This is a genomic window from Enterobacter asburiae, from assembly GCA_011754535.1.
Classification (GTDB): domain Bacteria; phylum Pseudomonadota; class Gammaproteobacteria; order Enterobacterales; family Enterobacteriaceae; genus Enterobacter; species Enterobacter cloacae_N.
This window is the reverse complement of record JAAQVN010000001.1, coordinates 211,684-235,763: the sequence shown is the minus strand read 5'-3', so window position 1 is coordinate 235,763 and position 24,080 is coordinate 211,684. Positions and strand designations below refer to the sequence as shown.

Annotated in this window: 22 protein-coding genes and 1 pseudogene; 12 read left to right on the top strand and 11 right to left on the bottom strand. The window is 56.9% G+C overall.

Annotated elements, in window-relative coordinates:
- The first annotated feature begins 34 nt into the window (after positions 1-34).
- Positions 35-616, top strand: a complete 582-nt coding sequence (gene tag, locus HBM95_01045) for a DNA-3-methyladenine glycosylase I (GenBank protein ID NIH41540.1) — start codon at positions 35-37, stop codon at positions 614-616.
- Positions 594-1,040, top strand: a complete 447-nt coding sequence (locus tag HBM95_01040) for an N-acetyltransferase (protein NIH41539.1) — start codon at positions 594-596, stop codon at positions 1,038-1,040. Before tag ends, HBM95_01040 begins: the two co-directional genes overlap by 23 nt.
- On the opposite strand, the gene HBM95_01035 is transcribed toward HBM95_01040, so the two are convergent.
- Positions 1,003-3,330, bottom strand: a complete 2,328-nt coding sequence (locus tag HBM95_01035) for a molybdopterin guanine dinucleotide-containing S/N-oxide reductase (protein ID NIH41538.1) — start codon at positions 3,328-3,330, stop codon at positions 1,003-1,005. The genes HBM95_01040 and HBM95_01035 overlap by 38 nt on opposite strands.
- A gap of 164 nt (positions 3,331-3,494) precedes the next feature.
- Between HBM95_01035 and HBM95_01030 the strand changes: the two genes are divergently transcribed.
- From HBM95_01030 to ghrB, 6 genes are all read left to right on the top strand, one after another.
- Complete coding sequence (locus HBM95_01030) at positions 3,495-4,157, top strand: OmpA family lipoprotein (GenBank protein ID NIH41537.1); 663 nt, start codon at positions 3,495-3,497, stop codon at positions 4,155-4,157.
- Between the two features lie 129 nt (positions 4,158-4,286).
- Positions 4,287-5,303, top strand: coding sequence for a LacI family DNA-binding transcriptional regulator (locus tag HBM95_01025; protein ID NIH41536.1), 1,017 nt, complete (start codon positions 4,287-4,289; stop codon positions 5,301-5,303).
- A gap of 103 nt (positions 5,304-5,406) precedes the next feature.
- A complete protein-coding gene (locus tag HBM95_01020) occupies positions 5,407-6,156 on the top strand; it encodes a sugar phosphate isomerase/epimerase (GenBank protein NIH41535.1) in 750 nt (249 codons plus the stop codon).
- Between the two features lie 3 nt (positions 6,157-6,159).
- Positions 6,160-7,098 carry a sugar kinase gene (locus HBM95_01015; protein NIH41534.1) on the top strand — a complete coding sequence of 313 codons (939 nt, stop codon included), beginning with the start codon at positions 6,160-6,162 and terminating at the stop codon, positions 7,096-7,098.
- A gap of 117 nt (positions 7,099-7,215) precedes the next feature.
- Positions 7,216-8,496, top strand: a complete 1,281-nt coding sequence (locus HBM95_01010; protein NIH41533.1) for an MFS transporter — start codon at positions 7,216-7,218, stop codon at positions 8,494-8,496.
- Positions 8,497-8,522: 26 nt separating this feature from the next.
- The gene (gene ghrB / locus HBM95_01005) at positions 8,523-9,497 is read left to right on the top strand and encodes a glyoxylate/hydroxypyruvate reductase GhrB (protein NIH41532.1); all 975 of its coding nucleotides are present in this window, start codon (positions 8,523-8,525) and stop codon (positions 9,495-9,497) included.
- 58 nt (positions 9,498-9,555) lie between these two features.
- Here the strand turns inward: ghrB and cspA are convergent, their stop codons facing one another.
- Positions 9,556-9,768, bottom strand: coding sequence for an RNA chaperone/antiterminator CspA (gene cspA, locus HBM95_01000; protein NIH41531.1), 213 nt, complete (start codon positions 9,766-9,768; stop codon positions 9,556-9,558).
- A gap of 247 nt (positions 9,769-10,015) precedes the next feature.
- Entirely contained in the window at positions 10,016-10,726 is a 711-nt protein-coding gene (locus HBM95_00995) for a DUF3053 domain-containing protein (protein ID NIH41530.1), read from the bottom strand.
- 330 nt (positions 10,727-11,056) lie between these two features.
- On the opposite strand from HBM95_00995, the gene HBM95_00990 reads away from it, so the two are divergent.
- Entirely contained in the window at positions 11,057-11,344 is a 288-nt protein-coding gene (locus HBM95_00990; protein ID NIH41529.1) for an HTH-type transcriptional regulator, read from the top strand.
- Positions 11,345-11,382: 38 nt separating this feature from the next.
- Here the strand turns inward: HBM95_00990 and HBM95_00985 are convergent, their stop codons facing one another.
- On the bottom strand, positions 11,383-13,002 hold the full coding sequence (locus HBM95_00985; protein NIH41528.1) for an ABC-F family ATP-binding cassette domain-containing protein: 1,620 nt from the start codon (positions 13,000-13,002) through the stop codon (positions 11,383-11,385).
- Positions 13,003-13,301: 299 nt separating this feature from the next.
- Here HBM95_00985 and HBM95_00980 point away from each other — a divergent pair.
- A pseudogene (locus HBM95_00980) lies at positions 13,302-13,574 on the top strand (hypothetical protein).
- A 93-nt stretch (positions 13,575-13,667) separates the two neighbouring features.
- Here HBM95_00980 and glyS read toward each other — a convergent pair.
- From glyS to HBM95_00965, 3 genes are all read right to left on the bottom strand, one after another.
- Positions 13,668-15,737: a glycine--tRNA ligase subunit beta gene (glyS, locus tag HBM95_00975; GenBank protein ID NIH41527.1), complete on the bottom strand. Its 2,070-nt coding sequence runs from the start codon at positions 15,735-15,737 to the stop codon at positions 13,668-13,670.
- A gap of 9 nt (positions 15,738-15,746) precedes the next feature.
- The gene (gene glyQ, locus HBM95_00970) at positions 15,747-16,658 is read right to left on the bottom strand and encodes a glycine--tRNA ligase subunit alpha (protein NIH41526.1); all 912 of its coding nucleotides are present in this window, start codon (positions 16,656-16,658) and stop codon (positions 15,747-15,749) included.
- Between the two features lie 160 nt (positions 16,659-16,818).
- A complete protein-coding gene (locus HBM95_00965) occupies positions 16,819-17,124 on the bottom strand; it encodes a hypothetical protein (GenBank protein ID NIH41525.1) in 306 nt (101 codons plus the stop codon).
- A 182-nt stretch (positions 17,125-17,306) separates the two neighbouring features.
- Between HBM95_00965 and HBM95_00960 the strand changes: the two genes are divergently transcribed.
- Positions 17,307-18,302 carry an acyltransferase gene (locus HBM95_00960; GenBank protein NIH41524.1) on the top strand — a complete coding sequence of 332 codons (996 nt, stop codon included), beginning with the start codon at positions 17,307-17,309 and terminating at the stop codon, positions 18,300-18,302.
- Here the strand turns inward: HBM95_00960 and HBM95_00955 are convergent.
- The 4 genes from HBM95_00955 to xylA form a co-directional block, all read right to left on the bottom strand.
- Positions 18,295-19,215, bottom strand: coding sequence for a helix-turn-helix domain-containing protein (locus HBM95_00955; protein NIH41523.1), 921 nt, complete (start codon positions 19,213-19,215; stop codon positions 18,295-18,297). The two genes, HBM95_00960 and HBM95_00955, sit on opposite strands and share 8 nt — an antisense overlap.
- Positions 19,215-19,754 carry an isochorismatase family protein gene (locus tag HBM95_00950; protein ID NIH41522.1) on the bottom strand — a complete coding sequence of 180 codons (540 nt, stop codon included), beginning with the start codon at positions 19,752-19,754 and terminating at the stop codon, positions 19,215-19,217. The genes HBM95_00955 and HBM95_00950 overlap by 1 nt, the downstream gene beginning before the upstream one ends.
- Positions 19,755-19,857: 103 nt before the next feature.
- Positions 19,858-21,312: a xylulokinase gene (gene xylB / locus HBM95_00945; protein NIH41521.1), complete on the bottom strand. Its 1,455-nt coding sequence runs from the start codon at positions 21,310-21,312 to the stop codon at positions 19,858-19,860.
- A gap of 61 nt (positions 21,313-21,373) precedes the next feature.
- Positions 21,374-22,696: a xylose isomerase gene (gene xylA, locus HBM95_00940; protein ID NIH41520.1), complete on the bottom strand. Its 1,323-nt coding sequence runs from the start codon at positions 22,694-22,696 to the stop codon at positions 21,374-21,376.
- Positions 22,697-23,067: 371 nt separating this feature from the next.
- On the opposite strand from xylA, the gene xylF reads away from it, so the two are divergent.
- Positions 23,068-24,060, top strand: coding sequence for a D-xylose ABC transporter substrate-binding protein (gene xylF, locus HBM95_00935; protein NIH41519.1), 993 nt, complete (start codon positions 23,068-23,070; stop codon positions 24,058-24,060).
- Positions 24,061-24,080 lie beyond the last annotated feature (20 nt).

Genomic DNA, 24,080 nt, shown 5'->3' with positions numbered 1-24,080 from the left:
TTTGCGAAATCAGTATCAATAAGGGAGAGGACGAATGGAACGTTGCGGTTGGGTTAGCCAGGATCAGCTTTATATCGACTATCACGATCGGGAATGGGGCATACCGGAGACGGATGGCAAAAAACTCTTTGAGATGATCTGCCTGGAGGGCCAGCAGGCAGGATTATCATGGATTACGGTACTGAAGAAACGCGAAAACTACCGCAACGCCTTCCACCAGTTCGATCCCGTTGCCGTCGCCGCCATGACCGAAGATGACGTAGAACGGCTGGTGCAGGATGCCGGTATCATCCGCCATCGCGGTAAAATCCAGGCCATCATCGGCAACGCCCGCGCCTGGCTGGCGATGGAACAAAACGGCGAACCGTTCTCAGCGTTTGTCTGGTCGTTCGTGAATAACGATCCGCAAATCACGCAGGCCGCCACGCTGGCGGAGATCCCTGCGTCCACGCCTGCGTCGGACGCGCTCTCTAAAGCGCTGAAAAAACGCGGCTTTAAGTTTGTCGGCTCCACCATCTGCTACGCCTTTATGCAGGCCTGTGGACTGGTCAACGACCATGTCACCGGCTGCTTCTGTCATCCGGGGAGGCAACATGATCCGCAAATGGCAAAGTGAAAATGCCGATCCGCTCATGAGCCTGTGGCTTGAAAGCACCACCGAGGCGCACCCGTTTATTAGCTCGAGCTACTGGCAAGAGAATGAAGCCATGGTGCGGGAGGTCTACCTGCCCGCGGCAGAAACCTGGGTGTGGGAAGAAGAAGGCGCGCCGCGCGGGTTTATCAGCGTCATACAGTCGCAGTTTGTGGGGGCGCTGTTCGTTACGCCTGCGTATATCGGGCACGGTATTGGACGCGCGCTGCTGAACCATGTTCAACAGCGCTTCCCGCACTTAAGCCTGGAGGTGTATCAGAAAAACGTCCGGGCGGTGAATTTCTATCATGCTCAGGGCTTTCGCATCGAAGACAGCGCCTGGCAAGATGATACTCAGCACCCGACGTGGATCATGAGCTGGCAGGCGGATCAAACGCCGTTAAGGTAAGCTCGGGCCCCTCATATTTCTCGACCCAGGCCAGCGCCGTGTTCCCCGCGCAACCGTTCCCCAGCTTCGAGCTGGGGAGATCTTTGGTCAGCACGTTAACCGCCCCGTTTTTACAGATACCGCCTTCGGCGGGCTCAAGGTCGGGCCATGCCCCCTGGTGAATACAGATTACGCCCGGCTTAATCCCGTCGCTGACCACCGCTCCTGCCAGCACCTGTCCACGCGAGTTCCAGACGCGCACCACGTCGCCGTCTGCAATCCCGCGGGCTTTCGCGTCAAAAGTATTCAGCGTAATCGGCTCTCGCCCCGCAACCGCATACTGCTCGCGCAGTGAAGTGTAGTTAAGCTGGCTGTGGAGACGATGCGCGGGATGGGCAGACAATATCTGGAGCTGTTCAGGGAGCGCATTGCCGTGCCACTCGTCCGGCTCCAGCCACGAAGGGTGTGGCGGACAATCAGCATAACCAAAGCTGGCAATGCGCTCGCTGTAGATCACAATCTTGCCGCTCTCCGTTTTCAGCGGATGGTTTTCCGGGTCCCGGCGGAAATCGGCGAAACGGACAAACCGGGCGTTCTGTTCGCTTTCCGGCATTTCGAGAATCTGATTCGCCTCCCAGAACTCAGCAAATGGCGGAAGCGTCACGCCCTGCGCCGCACCGCGCTGCCCGGCGATCTGATAGAAACTCTCCAGCCACTGCAGGTCATTTTTCCCTTCGGTAAATCGCTCGCGACCGCCCGCTTCCCACAGCTCGCTCAGTTCGGCAAATACGTCAAAATCATCACGCGCTTCATCACGCGGGGCCACAACGCGCTTCATCGGTACCATATGCTGGTTGCTGTAATCGCCGGTCATGGTGAGATCGTTACGTTCAAACGACGTGGTCGCCGGCAGCACGATATCGGCGTGTTTGGCCGAGGCGGTCCAGAAGCACTCGGAAATCACCACCAGCTCAGGCTTTTGCCAGGCGCGGATCAGGCGATTGGTATCCTGGTGGTGCGTAAAGTTCGCCCCGCCCGCCCACCAGACAAACTTAATGTCCGGGAAGTGGCGGTCCAGACCGTTGTGCTGATAAAAACCGCCCGGCTTTTCCAGGGCTTCAACGATCCGCGCCACCGGAATTTTATCCACGGCATCCACGCCGCCCTGCACCGAGCCTTGCAGGGACGCCAGCACCGCCGCTTTACGCGTTGGGTTACCGCCGTTCGCAAAATGATAGGAAAGACCAAAACCGCCCCCCGGCGTACCAATCTGTCCAAGCATTGCGGCAAGCGTCACCAGCATCCAGTGTTTCTGCTCGCCGAACTGCTGGCGCTGCATCCCCCAGCCGGACATTAACATCGTGGTGTTTTTATGGAACAGCCCCGCCAGTTCGCGGATTTTAGCGGCAGGAATGCCACAAATTTCTGCGGCCCACTCTGCCGTTTTCACTACCCCATCGGACTGGCCCGTCAGGTAGTCGGCGAATTTGTCGAAGCCAGAGGTGCAGCGGGCGAGGAAATCGCGGTCGTGCCAGCCGTTCTCCAACAGCGTATGGGCGATGCCCAGCATCATCGCCACGTCGGTGCCCATATGCGGAGCAATCCACTCGGCGCTGTCGCCGAAGAAATCCATGGTTTCAGAGCGCATCGGATCAATGCAGATGATGTGCTTGCCGCTTTTGCGCAGCGCGTCGAAATACCCAATCCCCTGCTCGTCGCTGGCATTCCAGGCAATTTTCAGCGTATTCAGCGGATTGGCGCTCCACAGTACCACCACGTCGGTGTGCTCCAGCACCAGCGGCCAGCTGGTCTGCTGCTGGTACACTTCGTTCCCCCCCACGACATAGGGCATGATCGCCTGCGCCGCGCCGGTGGAGTAATCACCCAGATGACCGGTATAGCCTCCTGCCAGGCTCATGTAGCGCTGCAGCAGCGTCGAGGCCTTGTGCAGCACGCCGTTCGAACGCCAGCCGTAAGAACCGGCGAAAATGGATGACGGACCGTAGCTGTCGCGGATGCGCTTATGCTGGGCGTGGATCAGTGCCAGCGCGTCATCCCAGCTCACGCGAACAAACTCATCCTGACCACGGATCCCCTGCGGCTTGTCCGGCGAGGCCAGAAAACCTTTACGCACCATCGGCCAGCGCACGCGCGTTTTGCTGTGCACCTGATCGCGAACGACGGTCTGTAACGAGTTGGGATGTTGTGTTGGCAGTGCCCCACGGGACGACAGAACATTTTCGCCATCGGTTTCGACCAGCATCGGCCCCCAGTGGGCGGCGGTCAGAATGGTTTTTGTTGAGGTGCTCAAGCGTGCGCTCCTGGTTGCGTGCAGGTTTTACGGCCTTCTCGGTGAGGCCGTTTATGGTTTGTCACAAATTTCAGAGTTATACCCGGAATTTTCTCCGTATCTGGACGTCATAATCAACTGCCACGCTCGCCGTGGCAAAGAATAAAAAGGATTAAGGAAAGAAGATGAAAAAACGCGTACTCGTTATTGCCGCTCTGGTGAGCGGTGCACTGGCTGTTTCTGGCTGCACAACCAACCCTTACACCGGTGAGCGCGAAGCGGGTAAATCCGGCATCGGCGCGGGCATCGGCTCGCTGGTAGGCGCAGGCGTTGGGGCGCTCTCCTCCTCCAAGAAAGACCGCGGTAAAGGTGCGCTGATTGGCGCAGCGGCGGGCGCGGCTCTGGGCGGCGGCGTTGGTTATTACATGGACGTACAGGAAGCAAAACTGCGCGACAAAATGAAGGGAACCGGGGTGAGCGTCACCCGCAGCGGCGATAACATCATCCTGAACATGCCGAACAACGTCACCTTTGACAGCAGCAGCGCAACGCTGAAACCCGCGGGTGCGAACACCCTCACCGGCGTGGCAATGGTGCTGAAAGAGTACAACAAGACAGCCGTGAACGTGATTGGCTACACCGACAGCACCGGCAGCCAGGATCTGAACATGCGCCTGTCCCAGCAACGCGCCGATTCCGTGGCCAGCTCGCTGATCACCCAGGGCGTTGAAGCGAACCGCATCCGCACCAGCGGCATGGGCCCTGCCAACCCTATCGCCAGCAACAGCACGGCGGAAGGCAAAGCGCAGAACCGTCGTGTAGAGATTACGTTGAGTCCAATTCAGTAATCGCATTTCCCCCTCTCCCCGTGGGAGAGGGTCGGGGTGAGGGCATCAGACCGCACACCCCGGCATGAACCACTTGCCATCGTTGATTTTCCCGCTAAGGTATTCTCACTAAATTCAGGGAAATCAGCGATGAGCAAACCAGCCCGGGCCACCATCAGCGACGTGGCGAAAGCCGCCAAAACCGGTAAAACCAGCATTTCGCGCTACCTTAACGGCGAGAAACACCTGCTGTCCGATGCGCTGCTGGCGCGTATTGAACAGGCCATTGCCGATCTCGACTACCGTCCCAGCCTTATGGCACGCGGGCTCAAACGCGGCCGCACCCGTCTGATTGGCCTTATCATCGCCGATATCACCAACCCCTACTCCGTCAACGTCCTCAGCGGTATCGAGGCCGCCTGTCGCGAGAAGGGTTTCACGCCGCTGGTCTGTAATACCAATAATGAAGTCGACCAGGAGCTGCACTATCTCGATCTGCTGCGCAGCTATCAGGTCGAAGGAATTGTGGTTAACGCGGTAGGCATGCGTGAAGAGGGCCTGAACCGCCTGCAGCAATCCTCCCTGCCCATGGTCCTTATCGATCGTAAAATCCCGGAATTCGCCTGCGATGTGGTTGGGCTGGATAACACCCAGGCAGCCACAACCGCTACCGAGCACCTGATCGAACAAGGCTTCGAGGCGATTCTGTTCCTGAGCGAACCGCTGGGCATGGTAAATACCCGACGCGATCGCCTGGCGGCATTTCGCGCCACACTTGCACGTTATCCCGGCGTCATCGCCGAAAATGCCGAAACGCCGCTTCACGAAGCCGACCAGCTCGACAATACCCTGCGCCAGTTCCACACCCGACATCGCGGGATGCGCAAAGCCGTTATCTCCGCCAACGGGGCGCTGACGCTGCAGGTCGCCCGCTCCCTCAAGCGCATTGGCCTGCACTGGGGCAGCGACATCGGTCTGCTGGGCTTTGATGAACTGGAGTGGGCGGAGCTGGCAGGCGTTGGCATCACGACCCTCAAACAGCCCACCTGGCAGATTGGCTATGCCGCTGTAGAACAAGTGGTTCGTCGTATTGAAGGCACCAGCGATGCCGTACGCGAGCAGGTCTTCTCCGGCGAGCTGATCGTTCGCGGCTCCACCGCCCGTTAATTTCCCCTTGTGATAGCGATCATAAATTCGACATCCTGACCTTTTCTTTGGAACCGGTTCCATCTAGCGTAATAGTATTGATATGTTGCGATGGAGTCCGACGATGGGCAGGAAAATTATAGTGGTCACCGCCGCGTACGGCGCGGAACAGGTGCGACAGGCTGGCGGTCAGCGGGCGATGCTTCCCGTAATTGCAGGCGCAGGGGCAGACGGCGTGGAGATCCGCCGGGAACTGTTCAGCAGCGAAGAGCTGCTGGCGCTGCCTGCGCTGGGCGAATCCATTGAGCTGCTCGGCCTGCTGGCGTGCTACTCCGCCCCCGCAGCCCTGTTTATGCCCGACGGCACCCTCAACCCGGACCTGACCCGCTACCTCTCTGAGGCCAGCACCCTTAACGCCCTGTGGCTGAAGGTTTCCCTGGGTCATTTCCGCGACGCGCAGCCTCTCGACGCCCTGCGCGCCCTGCTGAATGCCAGCGGTATGGCGCTGGTCGTGGAGAACGATCAGACCGACTGCGGTCAGCTCGCGCCGATGCAGCGCTTCCAGGCCGCCTGTCGGGAAATGGCGTTGCCCGTCACGCTGACCTTCGACATGGGCAACTGGCTGTGGGTGGGCGATTCGCCTGAGGAGGCCGCGCGTCGCCTGGCCCCTGCGGTGAGCTATATCCACGTTAAAGCCGCCGTGCCGCATAAAGATAACTTCCGCGCCGTGGCGCCGGACCACGCCGATGCGCGCTGGCTGGATCTGCTCGGCCAGCTGCCTGCCGATGCCCCGCGCGGTATCGAGTTCCCGCTGGAAGGGACGGATTTAACCGCCGTTACCCGCCATTACGTCAATCTGCTGCGCGAGGAGTAAACCATGCACAAGACGCTGGATGTCATCACGATCGGCGAAGCCATGGCGATGTTTGTCGCCACTGAAACGGGCGAACTGAGCGCGGTAGAGCACTTTATCAAGCGCGTGGCGGGCGCAGAGCTGAACGTCGCGACCGGACTGGCGCGTCTCGGCCTGAACGTCGGCTGGGTCAGCCGCGTGGGGGACGACAGCTTTGGCCATTTCGTCCTCGACTCGCTGAAAAAAGAGGGTATTGATGCCGCAGGTGTCACCCTTGATGGACGCTTCCGTACCGGCTTTCAGCTTAAATCTAAGGTCGAAAATGGAACCGATCCCATCGTAGAGTATTTCCGTAAGGGATCGGCCGCCAGCCACCTTTCAGTGGCGGATTTCCACGCCGACTATTTCGCTTCCGCGCGCCACCTGCACCTGAGCGGTGTGGCGGCAGCGCTCTCTGCCAGCTCGTATGAACTGCTGGATCATGCTGCAACGGCCATGAAGTCGCAGGGCAAAACGATCTCTTTCGATCCGAACCTGCGCCCGGTTCTGTGGAAAAGCGAAGCGGAAATGGTCGAGAAGCTCAACCGCCTGGCGTTCCGGGCGGACTGGGTGCTGCCGGGCCTGAAAGAAGGGATGATCCTGACGGGTGAAAATACGCCGGAAGGCATTGCCGATTTCTACCTCAATAAAGGCGTAAAAGCGGTAGTGCTGAAGACCGGTGCCGATGGCGCATGGTTTAAGACGGCCAACGGCGAACAGGGCGCGGTCGCGGCGGTGAAGGTTGAGAACGTTGTCGACACCGTCGGCGCGGGCGACGGTTTTGCCGTGGGCGTGATTAGCGCCCTGCTGGAAGGCAAAACGCTGCAGCAGGCCGTCGCGCGGGGCAACAAGATTGGCTCGCTGGCCATTCAGGTGCAGGGCGACAGCGAAGGATTACCAACGCGAGCAGAGCTCGGCGTTTAAATTCCCTCTCCCCGTGGGAGAGGGTCAGGGTGAGGGCAGCAAGCCGCACCAAATAATTAAGCCACCGTGTACCCTACAGACAACGGCGGTAACAACCTCAACAACAGAGGCAAGCCTATGAACAGTTCGACCAATGCAGTAAAACGCTGGTGGTACATCATGCCAATCGTGTTTATCACGTACAGCCTGGCGTACCTTGACCGTGCCAACTTCAGCTTCGCATCCGCGGCGGGGATCACAGAGGACCTTGGCATCACCAAAGGTATCTCCTCCCTTCTGGGTGCCCTTTTCTTCCTGGGCTACTTCTTCTTCCAGATCCCCGGTGCGATTTATGCGGAACGCCGCAGCGTGCGCAAGCTGATCTTCGTCTGCCTGATCCTGTGGGGTGCCTGCGCGTCACTGACCGGCGTGGTGAACAATATTCCTGCCCTGGCCGCCATTCGCTTTATCCTCGGCGTCGTTGAGGCGGCGGTGATGCCGGCGATGCTGATCTACATCAGCAACTGGTTTACCAAATCCGAACGCTCGCGCGCGAATACCTTCCTGATCCTCGGCAACCCGGTCACGGTACTGTGGATGTCGGTGGTGTCTGGCTACCTGATCCAGTCCTTCGGCTGGCGCGAGATGTTTATCATCGAAGGGGTACCCGCGATTATCTGGGCATTCTGCTGGTGGGTGCTGGTAAAAGATAAGCCTGCACAGGCAAAGTGGCTTTCCGAAGATGAAAAAGCCGCACTGCAGGCGCAGCTGGATAAAGAACAGCAGGGGCTGAAGGCGGTACGTAATTACGGCGAAGCCTTCCGCTCCCGCAACGTTATCCTGCTCTGCGCGCAGTATTTTACCTGGAGTATCGGCGTGTACGGCTTTGTGCTGTGGCTGCCGTCGATTATCCGCAGCGGCGGAGAAAACCTCGGCATGGTTGAGGTGGGCTGGCTCTCTTCCGTACCGTATCTCGCCGCGACCATCGCCATGATCGTCGCATCATGGGCATCGGACAAGCTGCAGAACCGTAAGCTGTTTGTCTGGCCGCTGCTGCTGATCGCTGCCTTTGCGTTCATTGGCTCATGGGCCGTCGGCGCGAATCACTTCTGGGCCTCTTACGCCCTGCTGGTCATTGCCGGTGCCGCCATGTACGCCCCGTACGGTCCGTTCTTTGCCATCATCCCGGAAATGCTGCCGCGTAACGTCGCGGGCGGTGCAATGGCATTGATTAACAGTATGGGTGCGCTGGGGTCGTTCTGCGGCTCCTGGTTTGTGGGCTACCTGAACGGTGCCACCGGCAGCCCGTCTGCATCGTACATCTTTATGGGGGTAGCGCTTTTCGCCTCCGTGTGGCTTACTCTGATTGTTAAGCCTGCTAATAATCAACAGCACCCCGTCGGTGCACGCCACGCCTGAATCCTTAAAAATCAACGGAGATTAGCATGAAGCCGTCCGTCATTTTGTATAAAGCACTGCCGGAAGATCTGCAGAAACGCCTGGAAGAACACTTCACCGTTACGCAGGTGAAAAACCTGAGCCCGGAGACCGTGGCGCAGCACGCCGACGCGTTCGCAAGCGCCGAAGGCCTGCTGGGTTCAAGCGAAAAAGTGGATATCGCCCTGCTGGAGAAAATGCCGAAGCTTCGTGCTACCTCTACCGTTTCAGTAGGTTATGATAACTTCGACGTGGATGCCCTGAACACCCGTAAAATCCTGCTGATGCACACGCCGCATGCCCTGACGGAAACCGTGGCCGACACGCTGATGGCGCTGGTACTCAGCACGGCCCGTCGCGTGGTGGAAGTGGCCGAGCGAGTGAAAGTCGGCGAATGGACAAAAAGCATTGGGCCGGACTGGTTCGGCGTGGATGTGCACGGCAAAACGCTGGGCATCGTGGGCATGGGGCGTATCGGGCTGGCGCTGGCGCAGCGCGCGCATTTCGGCTTCAACATGCCGATTCTGTATAACGCGCGTCGCCATCACAGCGAAGCTGAAGAACGCTTTAACGCGCGTTACTGTCAGCTGGATACGCTGCTGCAGGAAGCCGACTTTGTCTGCCTGATCCTGCCGCTGACGGATGAAACGCGCCATCTGATCGGCAAATCCGCGTTTGAAAAAATGAAGAAGTCCGCCATCTTCATCAACGCGGGTCGCGGCCCGGTGGTGGATGAGAAGGCGCTGATTGAGGCGCTGCAAAACGGCGAGATCCACGCCGCGGGTCTGGACGTGTTTGAGCAGGAGCCGCTTCCGGTGGATTCCCCGCTGCTGAGCATGCCAAACGTCGTTGCCCTGCCACACATCGGCTCAGCCACCCATGAGACGCGCTACAATATGGCGGCGACGGCAGTAGACAACCTGATTGCCGCGCTTGCTGGAAAAGTGGATAAGAACTGCGTTAACCCTCAGATCCAACAGTAGAAACGAAAAAACCCGCCAGAAGGCGGGTTTTTGAATTTTGTGCTACTGGGTTGGAAGCTTACAGGCTTACAACGTTACCAGCTGCTGGGCCTTTAGCGCCGCTTTCGATGGTGAAGGAAACTTTCTGACCTTCGTCCAGAGATTTGTAGCCATCGTTCTGGATAGCAGAGAAGTGTACGAACACGTCTTTAGAACCATCGTCAGGAGTGATGAAGCCGAAACCTTTATCAGCGTTGAACCATTTAACCAGACCAGTCATTTTAGCAGACATAGAAATTACCTTATTAACAAATATATTGTGCCTTCCGGCTTGATGGATTGCGTTACAGATTTTTAAGCGATGAAGGAAGGGTCACTACGAAGGGTATCTATGGATAACAATCTGGACTGCTTTACTAAACTGCTTTAGGTCTGTGTAACAAACCGACGCAGACAGTTATACCGATGTGGTAGAGGAATGACAAGCGTTATTTTCTGAATGCCGAAAAAAAACCCCGCCTGAAGCGGGGTTTTTCAGTTTATTCTGTGGCAGCAACTGCTGCGCCCCACGCCTGGCTAAAGGCCTGGTGCTGGGCGGCCAGCGGCCCAATCAGCGTATTGTACTGACTTGCCTGCTGCGAGGTCGGGAACTGAATGCCGTTGGCAACAAAGCTCACCTGCGTACCCTGCTGGGAGATAAAATCTCCGACCTGAACCAGCTGCTGAGTGAAGACTTGCGCGGCCGGGATCAGCGGTTGTATCGCTTCAGACGGTTTCGTCACCACTTTCTCATACACTTTATCGAAGACCGGTTTGAGGTCCTCGCCCTGCTTCAGCGCAGAACGTGACGCGTCAGCCTGCATTTTCGCATTCTGCAGCTGCTGGCTCAGCACGCCGAGCGCGCCGTTGGACTGGCGCAGCGGCTCGCGCTGAGTCATATAATCCTGGGGAACACGGATGGCGTTCACGCTATCCACTACCGGGCGGATACCGGAGTCCATCGCCTGGCTCACCTGCTGTGAATACCCATAAAGAATGGCGTAATCGGACACAAAGGGGCCAAACTGTTTTTTCTGATCCGCAGTCAGCGTCGGCAACCGCTCGCCGCTGCGCATCACTGTATTCTGCAGAAAATCGATAAACGCTTTGCGCTGATCGCCTTCTTTATCAAAACACCCACTCAGGCTAACAACCATCAACAACGCCGCAATAGGCGCAAACCAGCGAGAGCAGGACTTTCCTGTCGCCATTTTATTACTCCTTTCACCCAAAAAGCGCACACCGGCACACGCGTGCCCGACGCTGACAAGGATAGTCCAGGTCAGCCTTGCAAGATACTCTTTTCATGTAAAACGGCTATTGCCGATTTATTTCTTACTATTTACAAAAAAATACCTGGCGAAGCCGACATATGGTTAATCAGGTAATTAGCATAACTATCCATATAGCTGAATCGGATAAAGCGATCGTTACCGCACGATTAATCACAGCCGTTACGATCCTGGGTTTGTATTAGGGACTATTCTTAATTGGCTCTCTGATGTTCTTGATCACGATGTGAGATTTAAGAGGAGTTCTCAATGGAATATAAAGATCCTGAGTTTGAGCTGCTGAGCAGTCTGGAACAGATCGTTTTTAAAGATGTACCGCAGACCATTACCCTGCAACAAAAATCCAATCCCTTTACAGAATATGAGCAATTGCGCAAAGGGACAGGACTGAAAACGGAAGAATTCGCCAGAGCGATGGGTGTCAGCGTGGCTATGGTGCTGGAGTGGGAATCAAAACGAGAGAAACCCACCCCAACCGAGTTAAGGCTGATGCGCCTGATTCAGGCCAACCCTGCACTCAGCAAACAGATAGCGTAGTGAAGATTGAATGCCCCCGCCTCTGCGGGGGCTTGTGTTTAAAGGCTCTCGAAACGCCAGCCCGTCTCCTCCCACACCATCTCATGCGTCAACGTTAACCCTTTTAAAAACGCATCATCGTGTGACACCACCAGCAGCGCGCCGGGGAAACCCGCCAGTGCCGCTTCAATGGCCTGCACCGAGGCCAGATCCAGATGGTTGGTCGGTTCATCCAGCAGCAGGAGCTGCGTGGCCTCCGCGCGCCATAGCACGCAGGCCAGCGCAGCCTTCAGACGCTCGCCGCCGCTCAGTTCCGCCAGCGGAAGCGAAACTTTATCGGCCCCCAGTTGAAGCTGGGCTAAACGGGTTCGTAACATGCCCTCTTCCAGGGGCGTATTGCCCAGGCTGAGGTGTGTCATGACCGACTGCGAGAGATCGAGCCGGGAAAGATGCTGATCGAGATAAGCGCAGCTGACCGACACCTTACAGGTTCCTGAACGCGGGCGAATGTCGCCGAGGATTGTTTTCAACAGCGTCGATTTCCCGCAGCCGTTCGGCCCTTTTAGCGCCACGCGCATCGGTCCATCCATCCGCCAGTTGAGTGGTGGTAAAGACACATGCGGCAGCACCAGATCCTCCAGCACCAGCACCTGTTTGCCTTCCGGGATCTGGCTCCCCGGCAGGGTGAACATCACCGGGCTATCTTCTTCAACCCGCTCACGCGCCTTGTTTACCGCAGCGTTCAGGGCTTCATTTTGTTCGCTATGCTGCTTTTTCCATGAGCCGATCCGCTCCTTCGCCGCGCCTTTGTATTTGACCCGTTCAAACGATGCGATATTCAGGGTATCGACGGTGCGCAATGTTTTTGCTGAACGCCGCTGGCTGTCGTCATGCTCTTTTTGCATGCGTGCGCGGGTGCGTTTGCGCTCCGTGGCAGCATGCTCCAGCGCCGCTCTGGCCGCCTGCTGTTCGGCATCGCGCTGGGTTTGATAATCCGCATAATTCCCGCCGTAGCTGCGCAGGTCGCCGCTGCTCAGCTCAAGGATACGCGGCACCTTCGCCAGCAGTTCGCGGTCATGGGAGGCCACCAGCACGCCGCCCTGATAACGGGCAAGCTGGTCGTAGAACCACGCCCTGCCTTGTCGATCGAGATGGTTTGTGGGTTCGTCCAGCAGCAGATAATCCGCTTCAGCAGTAAATGCACCGCACAGCAGCGCGCGAATGCGCTCGCCGCCGCTGAACTCACCGGCTGGCTTATCAGGATCAAACGGCGGAAGTTTTGCCCGGGTAAACGCCTCGCCCAGGCGTTCAGCTAAATCCCACAATCCATCAAGCGTTTCCAGATCGTCAGGCTGGTAATCACCGCTGTCGATGCGCGCTCGCGCCGCGAAGATGGCCTCGAACCCGAGCAGTTCAGCCAGCGTCGTGTGCGGCAAAATGTCCTGCTGCTGAGCCACATAAACATGTGTTCCGGTACGTTCGATATGCCCGCTTGCAGGCTCATCAAGCCCCGCCAGCAGACGCAGCAGACGCGTTTTCCCGCTGCCGTTGCGGCCAACCAGCGCGCACAGGGAGGATTCCAGAGAAAGATTCAGCGGACCAAAAAGGGTATCGCCCGTCGCAAACTGACAGGTGACCTGATGCAAAATAAAAGAAGGGGACTGCGCAAAATGAGCCATAAGCACTCCTGAATGAAATCAAAACATCCCCTGCCGACGCGGTGGCGTTTAGCAAGGATCGAAATTCATCAGTCGTGTTTGTTCATTTTTGGGGGCGCTCCAGAGCGAGAAATTTAACGTGATAAGGATAACGGTAATGTATTGACCATTTCAAGGTTAAATTTTGGACGACTTATACTCCCTCTCCCTTTGGGCTGAGGGATCCCCACCAAATATTGCCTGCACTGACGGCCCCCTCTCCCTTGAGGGAGAGGGCTGGGGTGAGGGGGAGCATACGGCTGTGGAGGTTGTTCCTTGCTACTCTGTAACGTCTGGATCCTGTTCCGGACGCTTTAAAAGCCAGCCTGACCGTGAAGGAACTCCCGTCACGCGTTCCGGCTTTCGAACCCGAATAAGATCAGCTGGGGTGCTACTGTCAGGAGCTTACGCAGATGCTGATGAACGGCTCACTGCCGCGACAATCTGAAATCGTGATGGAAGATTTGCTGTGCGAACTGGTAAGCTACTTTGCCGATACGCTGAAGGCACCGCGCTGGCTGCAGACAGACGAAGGCACAATCGCGATCGGCTAAACCTGCCGGATGACGCTGCGCTTATCCGGCCTACAAAAGCCCCATAAAAAAACCCGCCGAAGCGGGTTTTTAGCATTTGTAACAACGGGCACATTACTGCAGCAGCGAAATATCCGCTACGCGCAGGAACAGCTCGCGCAGTTTCTCGAGCATAGAGAGACGGTTAATACGCAGCTCTTTATCTTCTACGTTCACCATCACTTTCTCGAAGAAGGCGTCGATAACGTCACGCAGCTCGGCCAGCTCCACCAGCGCTTCCTGGTAGCGACCTTCCGCGAAGTACGGCTCGAGCTTGTCGCGCAGCACCACAACCTGCATCGCCAGAGCGATCTCTTCCGGCTCTTTCAGGGTTGCGGCGTTCACGCGCTCGTTCAGCGTCTCGTCGGATTTCGCCAGAATGTTGGATACACGCTTGTTGGCCGCGGCCAGGGCAGATGCCGCTTCCAGGGTACGGAAGTGGGAAACCGCCTTCATACGCGCATCGAAATCAGCCGGACGGGTCGGACGACGCGCCAGCACCGCCTGAATGGTGTCAACGGAGTAACCTTCGTCCTGATACCAGGCGCGGAAACGGCCGAGCATAAAGTCGATCACGTCATCCACAACGTTCGCGTTGGTCAACTTGTCGCCGTACAGACGCACCGCTTCTTCGGTCAGGGTCTGCAGATCGAGGTTCAGGTTCTTCTCAACGATGATACGCAGCACGCCCAGCGCAGCACGACGCAGCGCAAACGGATCTTTGTCGCCTTTCGGATGCTGGCCGATACCGAAGATACCCGCCAGGGTGTCCATCTTATCGGCAATCGCTACGGCGCAGGCCACCGGGTTGGACGGCAGATCGTCACCCGCAAAGCGCGGCTGATACTGCTCGTTCAGGGCCACGGCCACGTCTTCCGCTTCGCCATCGTGACGCGCATAGTGCATGCCCATCACGCCCTGGGTGTCGGTAAATTCGAACACCATGTTGGTCATCAGGTCGCACTTGGAGAGCAGGCCCGCACGCGTCGCGTGGTTAACGTCGGCACCAATTTCACGAGCAATCCAGCCGGACAGCTCCGCGATACGGTCGGTCTTGTCGCGCAGCGTACCCAGCTGCTGCTGGAACAGCACGGTCTGCAGGCGCGGCAGGTTATCTTCCAGACGCTTTTTACGGTCGGTATTGAAGAAGAACTCGGCATCCGCCAGACGCGGGCGCACCACTTTTTCGTTACCGGAGATAATCTGGCTCGGATCTTTCGATTCGATGTTCGCCACGAAAATGAAGTTTGGCAGCAGCTTGCCGTCGTTGGCATAGACCGGGAAGTACTTCTGGTCACCCTTCATGGTGTACACCAGCGCTTCAGCCGGAACGGCGAGGAATTTCTCTTCGAACTTCGCGGTCAGCACAACCGGCCATTCAACCAGAGAGGTGACTTCTTCCAGCAGGCTGTCGCTCAGGTCGGCATTACCGCCAATCTTGCGCGCCGCTTCTTCCGCGTCCGCCTTAATTTTGGCTTTACGCTGTTCGTAGTCGGCAATGACCTTACCGCGCTCCAGCAGGATTTGCGGGTACTGGTCGGCATTGTCGATGGTGAACTCAGGCTCGCCCATAAAGCGGTGGCCGCGGATCACGCGATCGGACGCCACGCCCAGAATGGTGGCTGGAATAACGGTATCGCCCAGCAGCAGGGTCACGGTGTGCACCGGACGCACGAAGTGAACGTCAGACGCGCCCCAGCGCATCAGCTTAGGAATCGGCAGCTTAGCCAGAGAGGTTGCGATCATGTTCGGCAGAAGTGCTTCCGCGCTTTCACCTTTCACGTGCGCACGATACAGCAGCCACTCGCCTTTATCGGTGGTCAGACGCTCGGCCTGATCAACGGTGATGCCGCAGCCGCGCGCCCAGCCCTCAGCCGCTTTGCTCGGCTTGCCTTCCGCGTCGAACGCCTGGGCAATCGCCGGGCCACGTTTTTCGACTTCACGATCCGGCTGAGAGGCCGCCAGATTTGCCACTTTCAGCGCCAGACGGCGCGGTGCAGCAAACCACTCAATTTTACCGTGCGCCAGGCCAGCGTTATCCAGCTCGGCAGTCACGTTCGCAGCAAAAGATTCAGCCAGGCTGCGCAGGGCTTTTGGTGGCAGCTCTTCGGTGCCGATTTCCACCAGGAAAGTTTTCTCAGACATGGCCGCCTCTTATTTGTTTCGGTTGCACATCGGGAAGCCAAGGGCTTCACGGGACGCATAGTAAGCTTCTGCAACGGCTTTGGTCAGGGTACGAATACGCAGAATGTAGCGCTGACGTTCAGTCACGGAGATCGCTTTGCGGGCGTCCAGCAGGTTGAAGCTGTGGGCGGCCTTCAGAATACGCTCGTAGGCAGGCAGCGGCAGCGGAGTCTCCAGCGCCAGCAGCTGCTGCGCTTCTTTCTCGTACTGCTCGAAGCAGGTGAACAGGAAGTCCACGTCCGCGTATTCGAAGTTATAGGTGGATTGCTCCACTTCGTTCTGATGGAACACGTCGCCGTAGGTGGTTTTACCCAGCGGGCCGTCGCTCCAGACCAGGTCGTAAACGCTGTCTACGCCCTGAATGTACATGGCCAGACGTTCCAGACCGTAGGTGATTTCACCGGTGATTGGCTTACATTCCAGCCCGCCAACCTGCTGGAAATAAGTGAACTGGGTCACTTCCATGCCATTCAGCCACACTTCCCAACCGAGACCCCAGGCACCCAGCGTTGGGTTTTCCCAGTTGTCTTCCACGAAACGGATGTCGTGGATGGTTGGATCCATACCCAGCTCTTTCAGCGACCCGAGGTACAGTTCCTGAATGTTGTCGGGTGATGGCTTAATCACCACCTGGAACTGATAGTAATGCTGCAGACGGTTCGGGTTTTCACCGTAACGACCATCGGTCGGACGACGGGAAGGCTGCACATACGCGGTCGCCATTGGCTCTGGCCCCAATGCGCGCAGGCTGGTCATCGGGTGTGAAGTGCCGGCGCCGACTTCCATGTCCAAAGGTTGAACAATGGTACAGCCCTGACGAGCCCAGTAATCCTGTAAGGTCAGGATCAGGCCCTGGAAGGTCTTGGTATCAAACTTTTGCATAGTATTTCGTGCTGGATACGTGTGGTTTTAAATGGAAGGGACCAGTATACCCGCTGGCTGCAAGATATACAGTACGAAACGGGGTTGTTTAGGGAAAATTGGGAAATAAGCCCTCCGGCCAGAACGCTGGCGGCGTCTGGCTGTTGATTATGCGAGCAGGCTAGCGCATGGAGAGATGTAAAAACTGACCGTCCGCATCAAACGAGCAGACAAAGCCCTCTTTACGCGCAGTATACCCTCTAAGCTCATAGCTGCCCTGAAAGCGCTCGAATCCGATGACGTTAATTTTCTGAACGTCCGAGTTATAGCGCCGGGCGGCCTGGTCTTTACAGAGCTCTTCCATATTCAGGGAACGCTCCGGGCTTATTTTACCCTGCTGCGCTTTTTGCACGGGTACTTCCTGTGGCGCACTGCATCCTGCCAGCATAAATAGCAGAAAGAGTGATACCACACGCTTCATCATCATTTTTATTACCGTCCTGGTCAGCGGCTGTTATTTTTAGTATCAACACTTTTATAGATTAAGGTCTGCCATTCTGCGAATCTCGCGGTCTCCCGGCAAGCCTGCACATAAAACTCAGAATTTTCCAAACGAAGACTTTTGGACAATGGTAGTCACACTCAATTTACAGGGAATACGAGGAACTGATGCCGTCAAAAATTAACTGGATTGATAACCTGCGAGGAATAGCGTGTCTGATGGTGGTCATGATCCACACGACGACCTGGTACGTCACGAATGCCCACAGCATCAGCCCCGTTAACTGGGATATTGCCAATATCCTCAACTCCGCGTCGCGCGTCAGCGTGCCGCTGTTTTTTATGATTTCCGGCTTTCTCTTTTTTGGCGAACGCAGCGCGCAGCCGAGGCACTTCATCCGCATCGCGGCCTGCCTGGGGTTCTACAGCGCCGTTGCCCTGCTTTATATCACCCTGTTCACCTCTATTAACGCCGGGTTATCCCTCAAATATTTGCTGCAAAAACCGGTGTTCTACCACCTGTGGTTCTTCTTCGCCATCATCGTTATCTATCTGGTCTCTCCGCTCATTCAGGTGAAAAACGTCAGCGGGAAAATGCTCCTGGCCCTGATGGTGGTGATCGGCATCGTCGCCAACCCGAATACGGTCTCGCAGAAAATCGACGGTTTCGAATGGTTGCCGGTGAACCTTTATATCAACGGCGATACCTTCTACTACGTGCTTTACGGCATGCTGGGGCGCGCCATCGGGATGATGGACACGCAAAAACGCGGTCTGAACTGGCTATGCGGGGTGCTGTTTATCGCCGGCGTGGCGGTGATTTCACGCGGGACGCTGCATGAGCTTCAGTGGCGCGGCAATTTTGCCGATACCTGGTATCTGTATTGCGGGCCGATGGTCTTTATCTGTGCCGTATCGCTGCTTACGCTCGTCAAAAACACCCTGAACGCGCGTCCCCTGCCCGTGCTGAGTCTTATCTCTCGCCACTCTCTCGGGATTTACGGTTTTCACGCGCTGGTGATCCACGCGCTGCGCACGAGAGGCGTTGAGCTAAAAAGCTGGCCGGTGCTGGATATCGTCTGGATTTTTGCCGCCACGCTGGCGATCAGCCTGCTGCTGTCGATGCTGCTGCAAAAAATAGATGCTCGCCGCTTCGTCAGTTAATGCTCCGCTGCCGGGCGCGATGGTACTGGCGCGGGGAGGAAAACCCTGCCGCCAGTGAAGCCTGCTCCACGCCGCGTCCCTGCATCAGCCACTGCTCCGCCACCGCCAGACGCAGCTGCTCCAGATAATCGCGAACGCTAATCCCTAAATGTGACTGGAAAAGCCGGGTGAGATGGCGTGGGCTGACGTGCGCCAGCGCGGCGATATCAGGCAAGCTCCACGTTTTTTGCGGCTCGGCGGTGAGCGCATCCTGCGCCCGATGGATCGCCGGGTGAAGATGATTGCGGTAGCGTAGCCACGGAGATAGCTGAGGGTCGTCACCGGAACGGCGGAACCAGACCACCATCTCACGCGCCACGGCCAGCGCCTTTTCGGGGCCGCACAGGTGGTTGATCGTGTGCAGCGCCAGATCGATGCCCGAGGTGATCCCCGCGCTGGTCCAGATATTTTCATCCTGCACAAATATCCGGTTTTCTTTAATCGTCGCCGTAGGGGCCGCGGTGCGTAAACGGCTAATAACGTCATGGTGGGTTGTGCACTGCCGGTTATTCAGCAGGCCCGATTTCGCCGCCAGCAACGCTCCTGAACAGACGCACATCACGGTGATTTCCTGGCGCTGGATCTGCGGCTGCCGGCGCATCAGCCAGTGCTGAATCTGCTGCGCCTGCGGGGTTGAGAACTGAAAGCGGGAGTCGCTCACCCCCGGCAGGACCAGCAAGCTGCCCGGAGACAGGCTTTCCGGCAACGGCTGGATACCGCTCATCGTCAGACCTATCGACGTCGGAACCTCCGGCTGCGGGCCAATGTAATGCAGACGAAACGCGTCGCCTGCCAGCACAAAGGTTTCTGCCGGGCCGGTCATGTCTAATGACAGCACTCCGGGCAACATCACGAACCAGACGTCGATGGGCATTACAGTGACTCCAGCGTCTCCGCTACCGTTTTAATTTCGGCAAAACGCCCGGACAGTACCGTTTCGGTACGGTGGTGAATTTCCGCTGCGCTAAGGGTAATGCCCTTGTAGGTCATGGGAAACGTCAGCGTTGCCTCGCTCACAAAGGTCACAGCATACCCCAGATCGGATGCCACCCGGGCGGTGGTTTCACAGCATTGTTCAGTGCGAATGCCGCAGATAATCACACTGTTGATATCACGCTCGCGCAGCCAGCGGTCAAGCCCGGTATCCGTGAAGGCATTATGAACGTGTTTCTGGAAAACCACATCCGGCTGATGACGCAAAAAGGCCATCGGTTTGACATAGCCGCTTTCCAGGGTAAAGGGACCGTCTTCATCAACGTGAAAAATATCAACGACCGGAATATTGCGCGCCTGGCAGCCTTCAATCAGCCCCAGCATCGCCTGCTGAAAGGCAGGAATTTCGTCCTCCTGCCAGTAATTGCGCTGATGGAAGGACTGCTGAGTATCAATGTTGATTAATGCGATGCGTGACATGATAAATCTCCTTGCCAGTGGGTGTAACACCATACTGGCAAGGAATGGAAGGCACGCACAGACCAAAAAAGGACATCCTCGTGCCTCTTCCGGACAAGCGTATTTAAGACATAAGCGGCAGCAGCTGCTGATAGATTTTGCGGAATACGTCGCGCCTTTCCGTGTACCGCGCATGGCGTACAGCGTCCGGGAAATGCGCCTGCTCAAGCGTAAGCTGCGGCAACAGCTGTGAAAGCGGTTTTTCCGGGTTCATGGCGATCTGCGCCAGTCGTGCAGCACCCAGCGCGGGGCCGACATCCCCTCCGGTGCGGAAATCCAGCTGCAACCCGCTGATATCCGCCAGCATCTGTCGCCAGTAAGGGCTTCGCGCTCCGCCGCCAATCAGGGTGACGCTCGTCGGCTTCAGGCCGCAGTCGTGCACCACGTCCATCCCGTCCGCCAGTGCATACCCCACACCTTCCAGAACCGCACGCGCCAGCTCTGCCGGGCCATGTTGATGGGTTAAGCCAAAGAACACCCCTTTCGCTTCCGGGTTGTTGTGCGGCGTACGCTCGCCGGAAAGATACGGTAAAAACCAGACCGTACCCGCCGCGTCATCCGCCTGCTGCGCCGCGGAGATGAGTGCCGGAACGTCGGCCATGCCGGTGAGTTTTGCGGCCCAGTCCAGGCAGGACGCCGCACTGAGCATCACCGACATCAAATGCCATTTCCCAGGCAGGGCGTGGCAGAAGCTGTGTACGGCGCTTTCAGGGTTGCTGCGATACCCGTCGCTAACGGCAAAATAGACGCCGGAGGTTCCCAGCGAAAGCATCGCCTGCCCCGCCTCAACCATCCCGACACCGACAGCCCCCGCCGCGTTATCGCCGCCCCCGGCCACCACCGGTACGGCAGGCATGTTCCAGCGTTCGGCAACGTTCGGCAGCAGCGTGCCCGTCACCTCGCTACCTTCGAACAGCGCGGGCATGTGTTCGCGGGTCAGATTACAGGCATCCAGCATCGCCTCGCTCCAGTCGCGTTTCGCCACGTCGAGCCACATCGTGCCGGCGGCATCGGACATGTCGCTGGCGAAATCGCCCGTCATGCGAAAACGCAGATAGTCTTTTGGCAGCAGAACTTTCGCCACCTGACGGAAAATCTCCGGCTCGTGGCGCTGAACCCACAAGAGTTTTGGTGCGGTGAAGCCCGGCATCATCAGGTTGCCGGTAATCTCGCGGGAGGCAGATACGCGCTCCTCAAGAAGCGCGCACTCTTCTGCGCAGCGGCCGTCGTTCCAGAGGATCGCAGGACGCAGCACGCGATGCTCGCTATCCAATAAGGTTGCACCGTGCATTTGCCCGGCCATTCCCAGCGCTTTCACGTCACGCAGAGAATGCTGCTCGCCTAACGCGGTAATTGCGCGATCCGTCGCCTGCCACCACTGTTCCGGGTCCTGCTCCGACCACAGCGGGTGCGGGCGTGAAACCTGCAGCTTTTCCGTCTGCGTTGCTAACACCTCGCCCTGCTCGCTTAACAGGATGGCTTTCACACCCGATGTGCCCAAATCGATCCCGATATACATTGCGGTGACTCCTTTGACAGAAATGCCCGGTGGCGCTTCCGCTTACCGGGCCTGGATGCTGTTATTTATCGAACAGGTAGTGATTAACCAGATTTTCCAGCAGCTCCTGGTGCCCGCTCTGGTGCTGCGGCGCCAGCTGATGTTGTTCAGCGTACTTCGCGATTTCCGCAAGCGATAACTGACCTTTCAAAATTTGCTGGCCCAGCTCACTGTTCCAGCCGCTGTAGCGCTTCGCCACGCGTTTATCCAGCTCACCGTCTTCAATCATACGCGCCGCCACTTTCAGCGCCAGCGCCATGGTGTCCATCGCGCCAATGTGGCCGTAGAACAGATCGTATTTGTCGGTGCTCTGGCGACGCACCTTGGCGTCAAAGTTCAGGCCGCCGGTGGTGAAGCCGCCCGCTTTGATGATTTCGTACATCACCAGCGCATTCTCTTCCACGCTGTTCGGGAACTGGTCGGTGTCCCAGCCCAACTGTGGATCGCCACGGTTCGCATCGACAGAGCCGAAGATGCCCAGCGCAATCGCAGACGCGATTTCGTGATGGAAAGAGTGGCCCGCCAGCGTGGCGTGGTTGGCCTCAATGTTCACTTTAATCTCTTTTTCCAGACCGAACTGCTTCAGGAAGCCATACACCGTCGCCACGTCGTAGTCATACTGGTGCTTCGTCGGTTCCTGCGGCTTCGGCTCGATCAGCAGCGTGCCGCGGAAGCCGATTTTGTGCTTATGGTCGACAACCATCTGCATAAAGCGGCCAATCTGCTCGCGCTCCTGGCGCAGGTCAGTGTTGAGCAGGGTTTCATAGCCTTCACGACCGCCCCACAGGACATAGTTTTCGCCGCCCAGCTGATGCGTGGCGTTCATTGCCGTCACCACCTGCGTGGCCGCCCAGCTAAACACTTCCGGATCCGGGTTGGTTGCCGCACCCGCGCCGTAGCGTGGGTTGGTGAAGCAGTTTGCCGTGCCCCAGAGCAGTTTCACGCCGCTTTGCTGCTGTTTTGCCGCCAGCACATCCACCATCTGCGCAAAATTGTTCAGGTACTCTTTCAGCGACGCCCCTTCCGGCGACACGTCAACATCATGGAAGCAGTAGTACGGCACGTTCAGCTTGTGGAAGAACTCAAACGCAACATCGGCTTTGCGTTTCGCCAGCTCGATGGCCTCACCCGGCTGCTGCCACGGACGGTCAAAGGAACCGACGCCGAACATATCGGCGCCGTTCCAGCAGAAGGTATGCCAGTAACAGGCGGCAAAGCGCAAATGATCTTCCATGCGCTTACCCAGCACCAGCTCATCCGGGTTGTAGTGACGAAATGCTAAAGGATTGGTCGTTTTTGGGCCTTCGTAACGAACGCGATCGAGTTGGTCGAAATAAGCTTGCATATTGAGCTCCATAATCAGGGTATGCGGCGAGTCGTTGATACAGGAGTAATAGTGAATAGACATTTTGGGTTGCTCAATTACGTTATTTCACACTGCTATTGAGAGAATGCACAACTGTGCGCTGGCTCGCAAAATAATGCGCAGACAAACTATTTTTCGGCGCGCATTCCAGAATCAAATGTAATTAAGGCGTTACGAATTTTAAAATCCGATCGCGGTCATAAATTCAGAAATAAACCAAATATCGTAATGAGAAGATAAAAATCTGTAATTGCCAGCCCGCCTTTCCGCGTTAAAAATTTGCTGCGACCCAGCAGTGAATGTTTCTTTTATCTCAGCAACACATACCCCTACAAAAAGGCCTAATAATTATGAAGATAAAGAACCTGACCCTAACGCTCTGCACTACGCTCCTCCTTGCAAGCTTTGCAGGGCATGCCAAGGAGGTCAAAATTGGCATGGCGATTGACGACCTGCGTCTGGAGCGCTGGCAAAAAGATCGTGATATTTTTGTGAAAAAAGCGGAATCACTCGGTGCGAATGTGTTTGTACAGTCGGCTAACGGCAATGAAGAAACGCAAATGTCGCAGATCGAGAATATGATCAACCGGGGAGTCGATGTTCTGGTCATTATCCCTTATAACGGCCAGGTATTAAGTAATGTGGTGAAAGAAGCGAAGCAGGAAGGGATAAAAGTTCTCGCTTATGACCGCATGATTAATAATGCGGATATTGATTATTATATTTCCTTCGACAATGAAAAAGTTGGCGAATTACAGGCGCAAAGCCTGATCGACAAAGTGCCTCAGGGCAATTATTTCCTGATGGGCGGTTCGCCGGTGGATAACAACGCCAAACTGTTCCGCGAAGGGCAAATGAAAGTCCTTAAGCCGTACATCGACAACGGCAAAATTAAGGTGGTTGGCGATCAGTGGGCCGACGGATGGTTGCCAGAAAATGCCCTGAAGATTATGGAAAACGCGCTGACGGCAAATAACAACAAAATTGACGCTGTTGTGGCCTCCAACGATGCCACCGCAGGTGGGGCTATTCAGGCCCTGAGCGCCCAGGGGCTGGCCGGTAAAGTTGCGATTTCTGGCCAGGATGCCGATCTGGCAGGCGTAAAACGCATTATCGCAGGTACCCAGACCATGACGGTCTACAAACCGATTACCGAGCTTGCCAATACGGCGGCAGAAATCGCCGTTGAGCTGGGCAACGGTAAGCAACCTAAAGCAGACGCGACGCTGAATAACGGCCTGAAAGACGTTCCGGCTCGCCTGCTCACGCCAATTGAAGTCAATAAAGAGAACATTGACGCCACCGTGATTAAAGACGGTTTCCACAAGAAGAGCGAACTGTAATCCGGCGCTGCCCCTGCCCT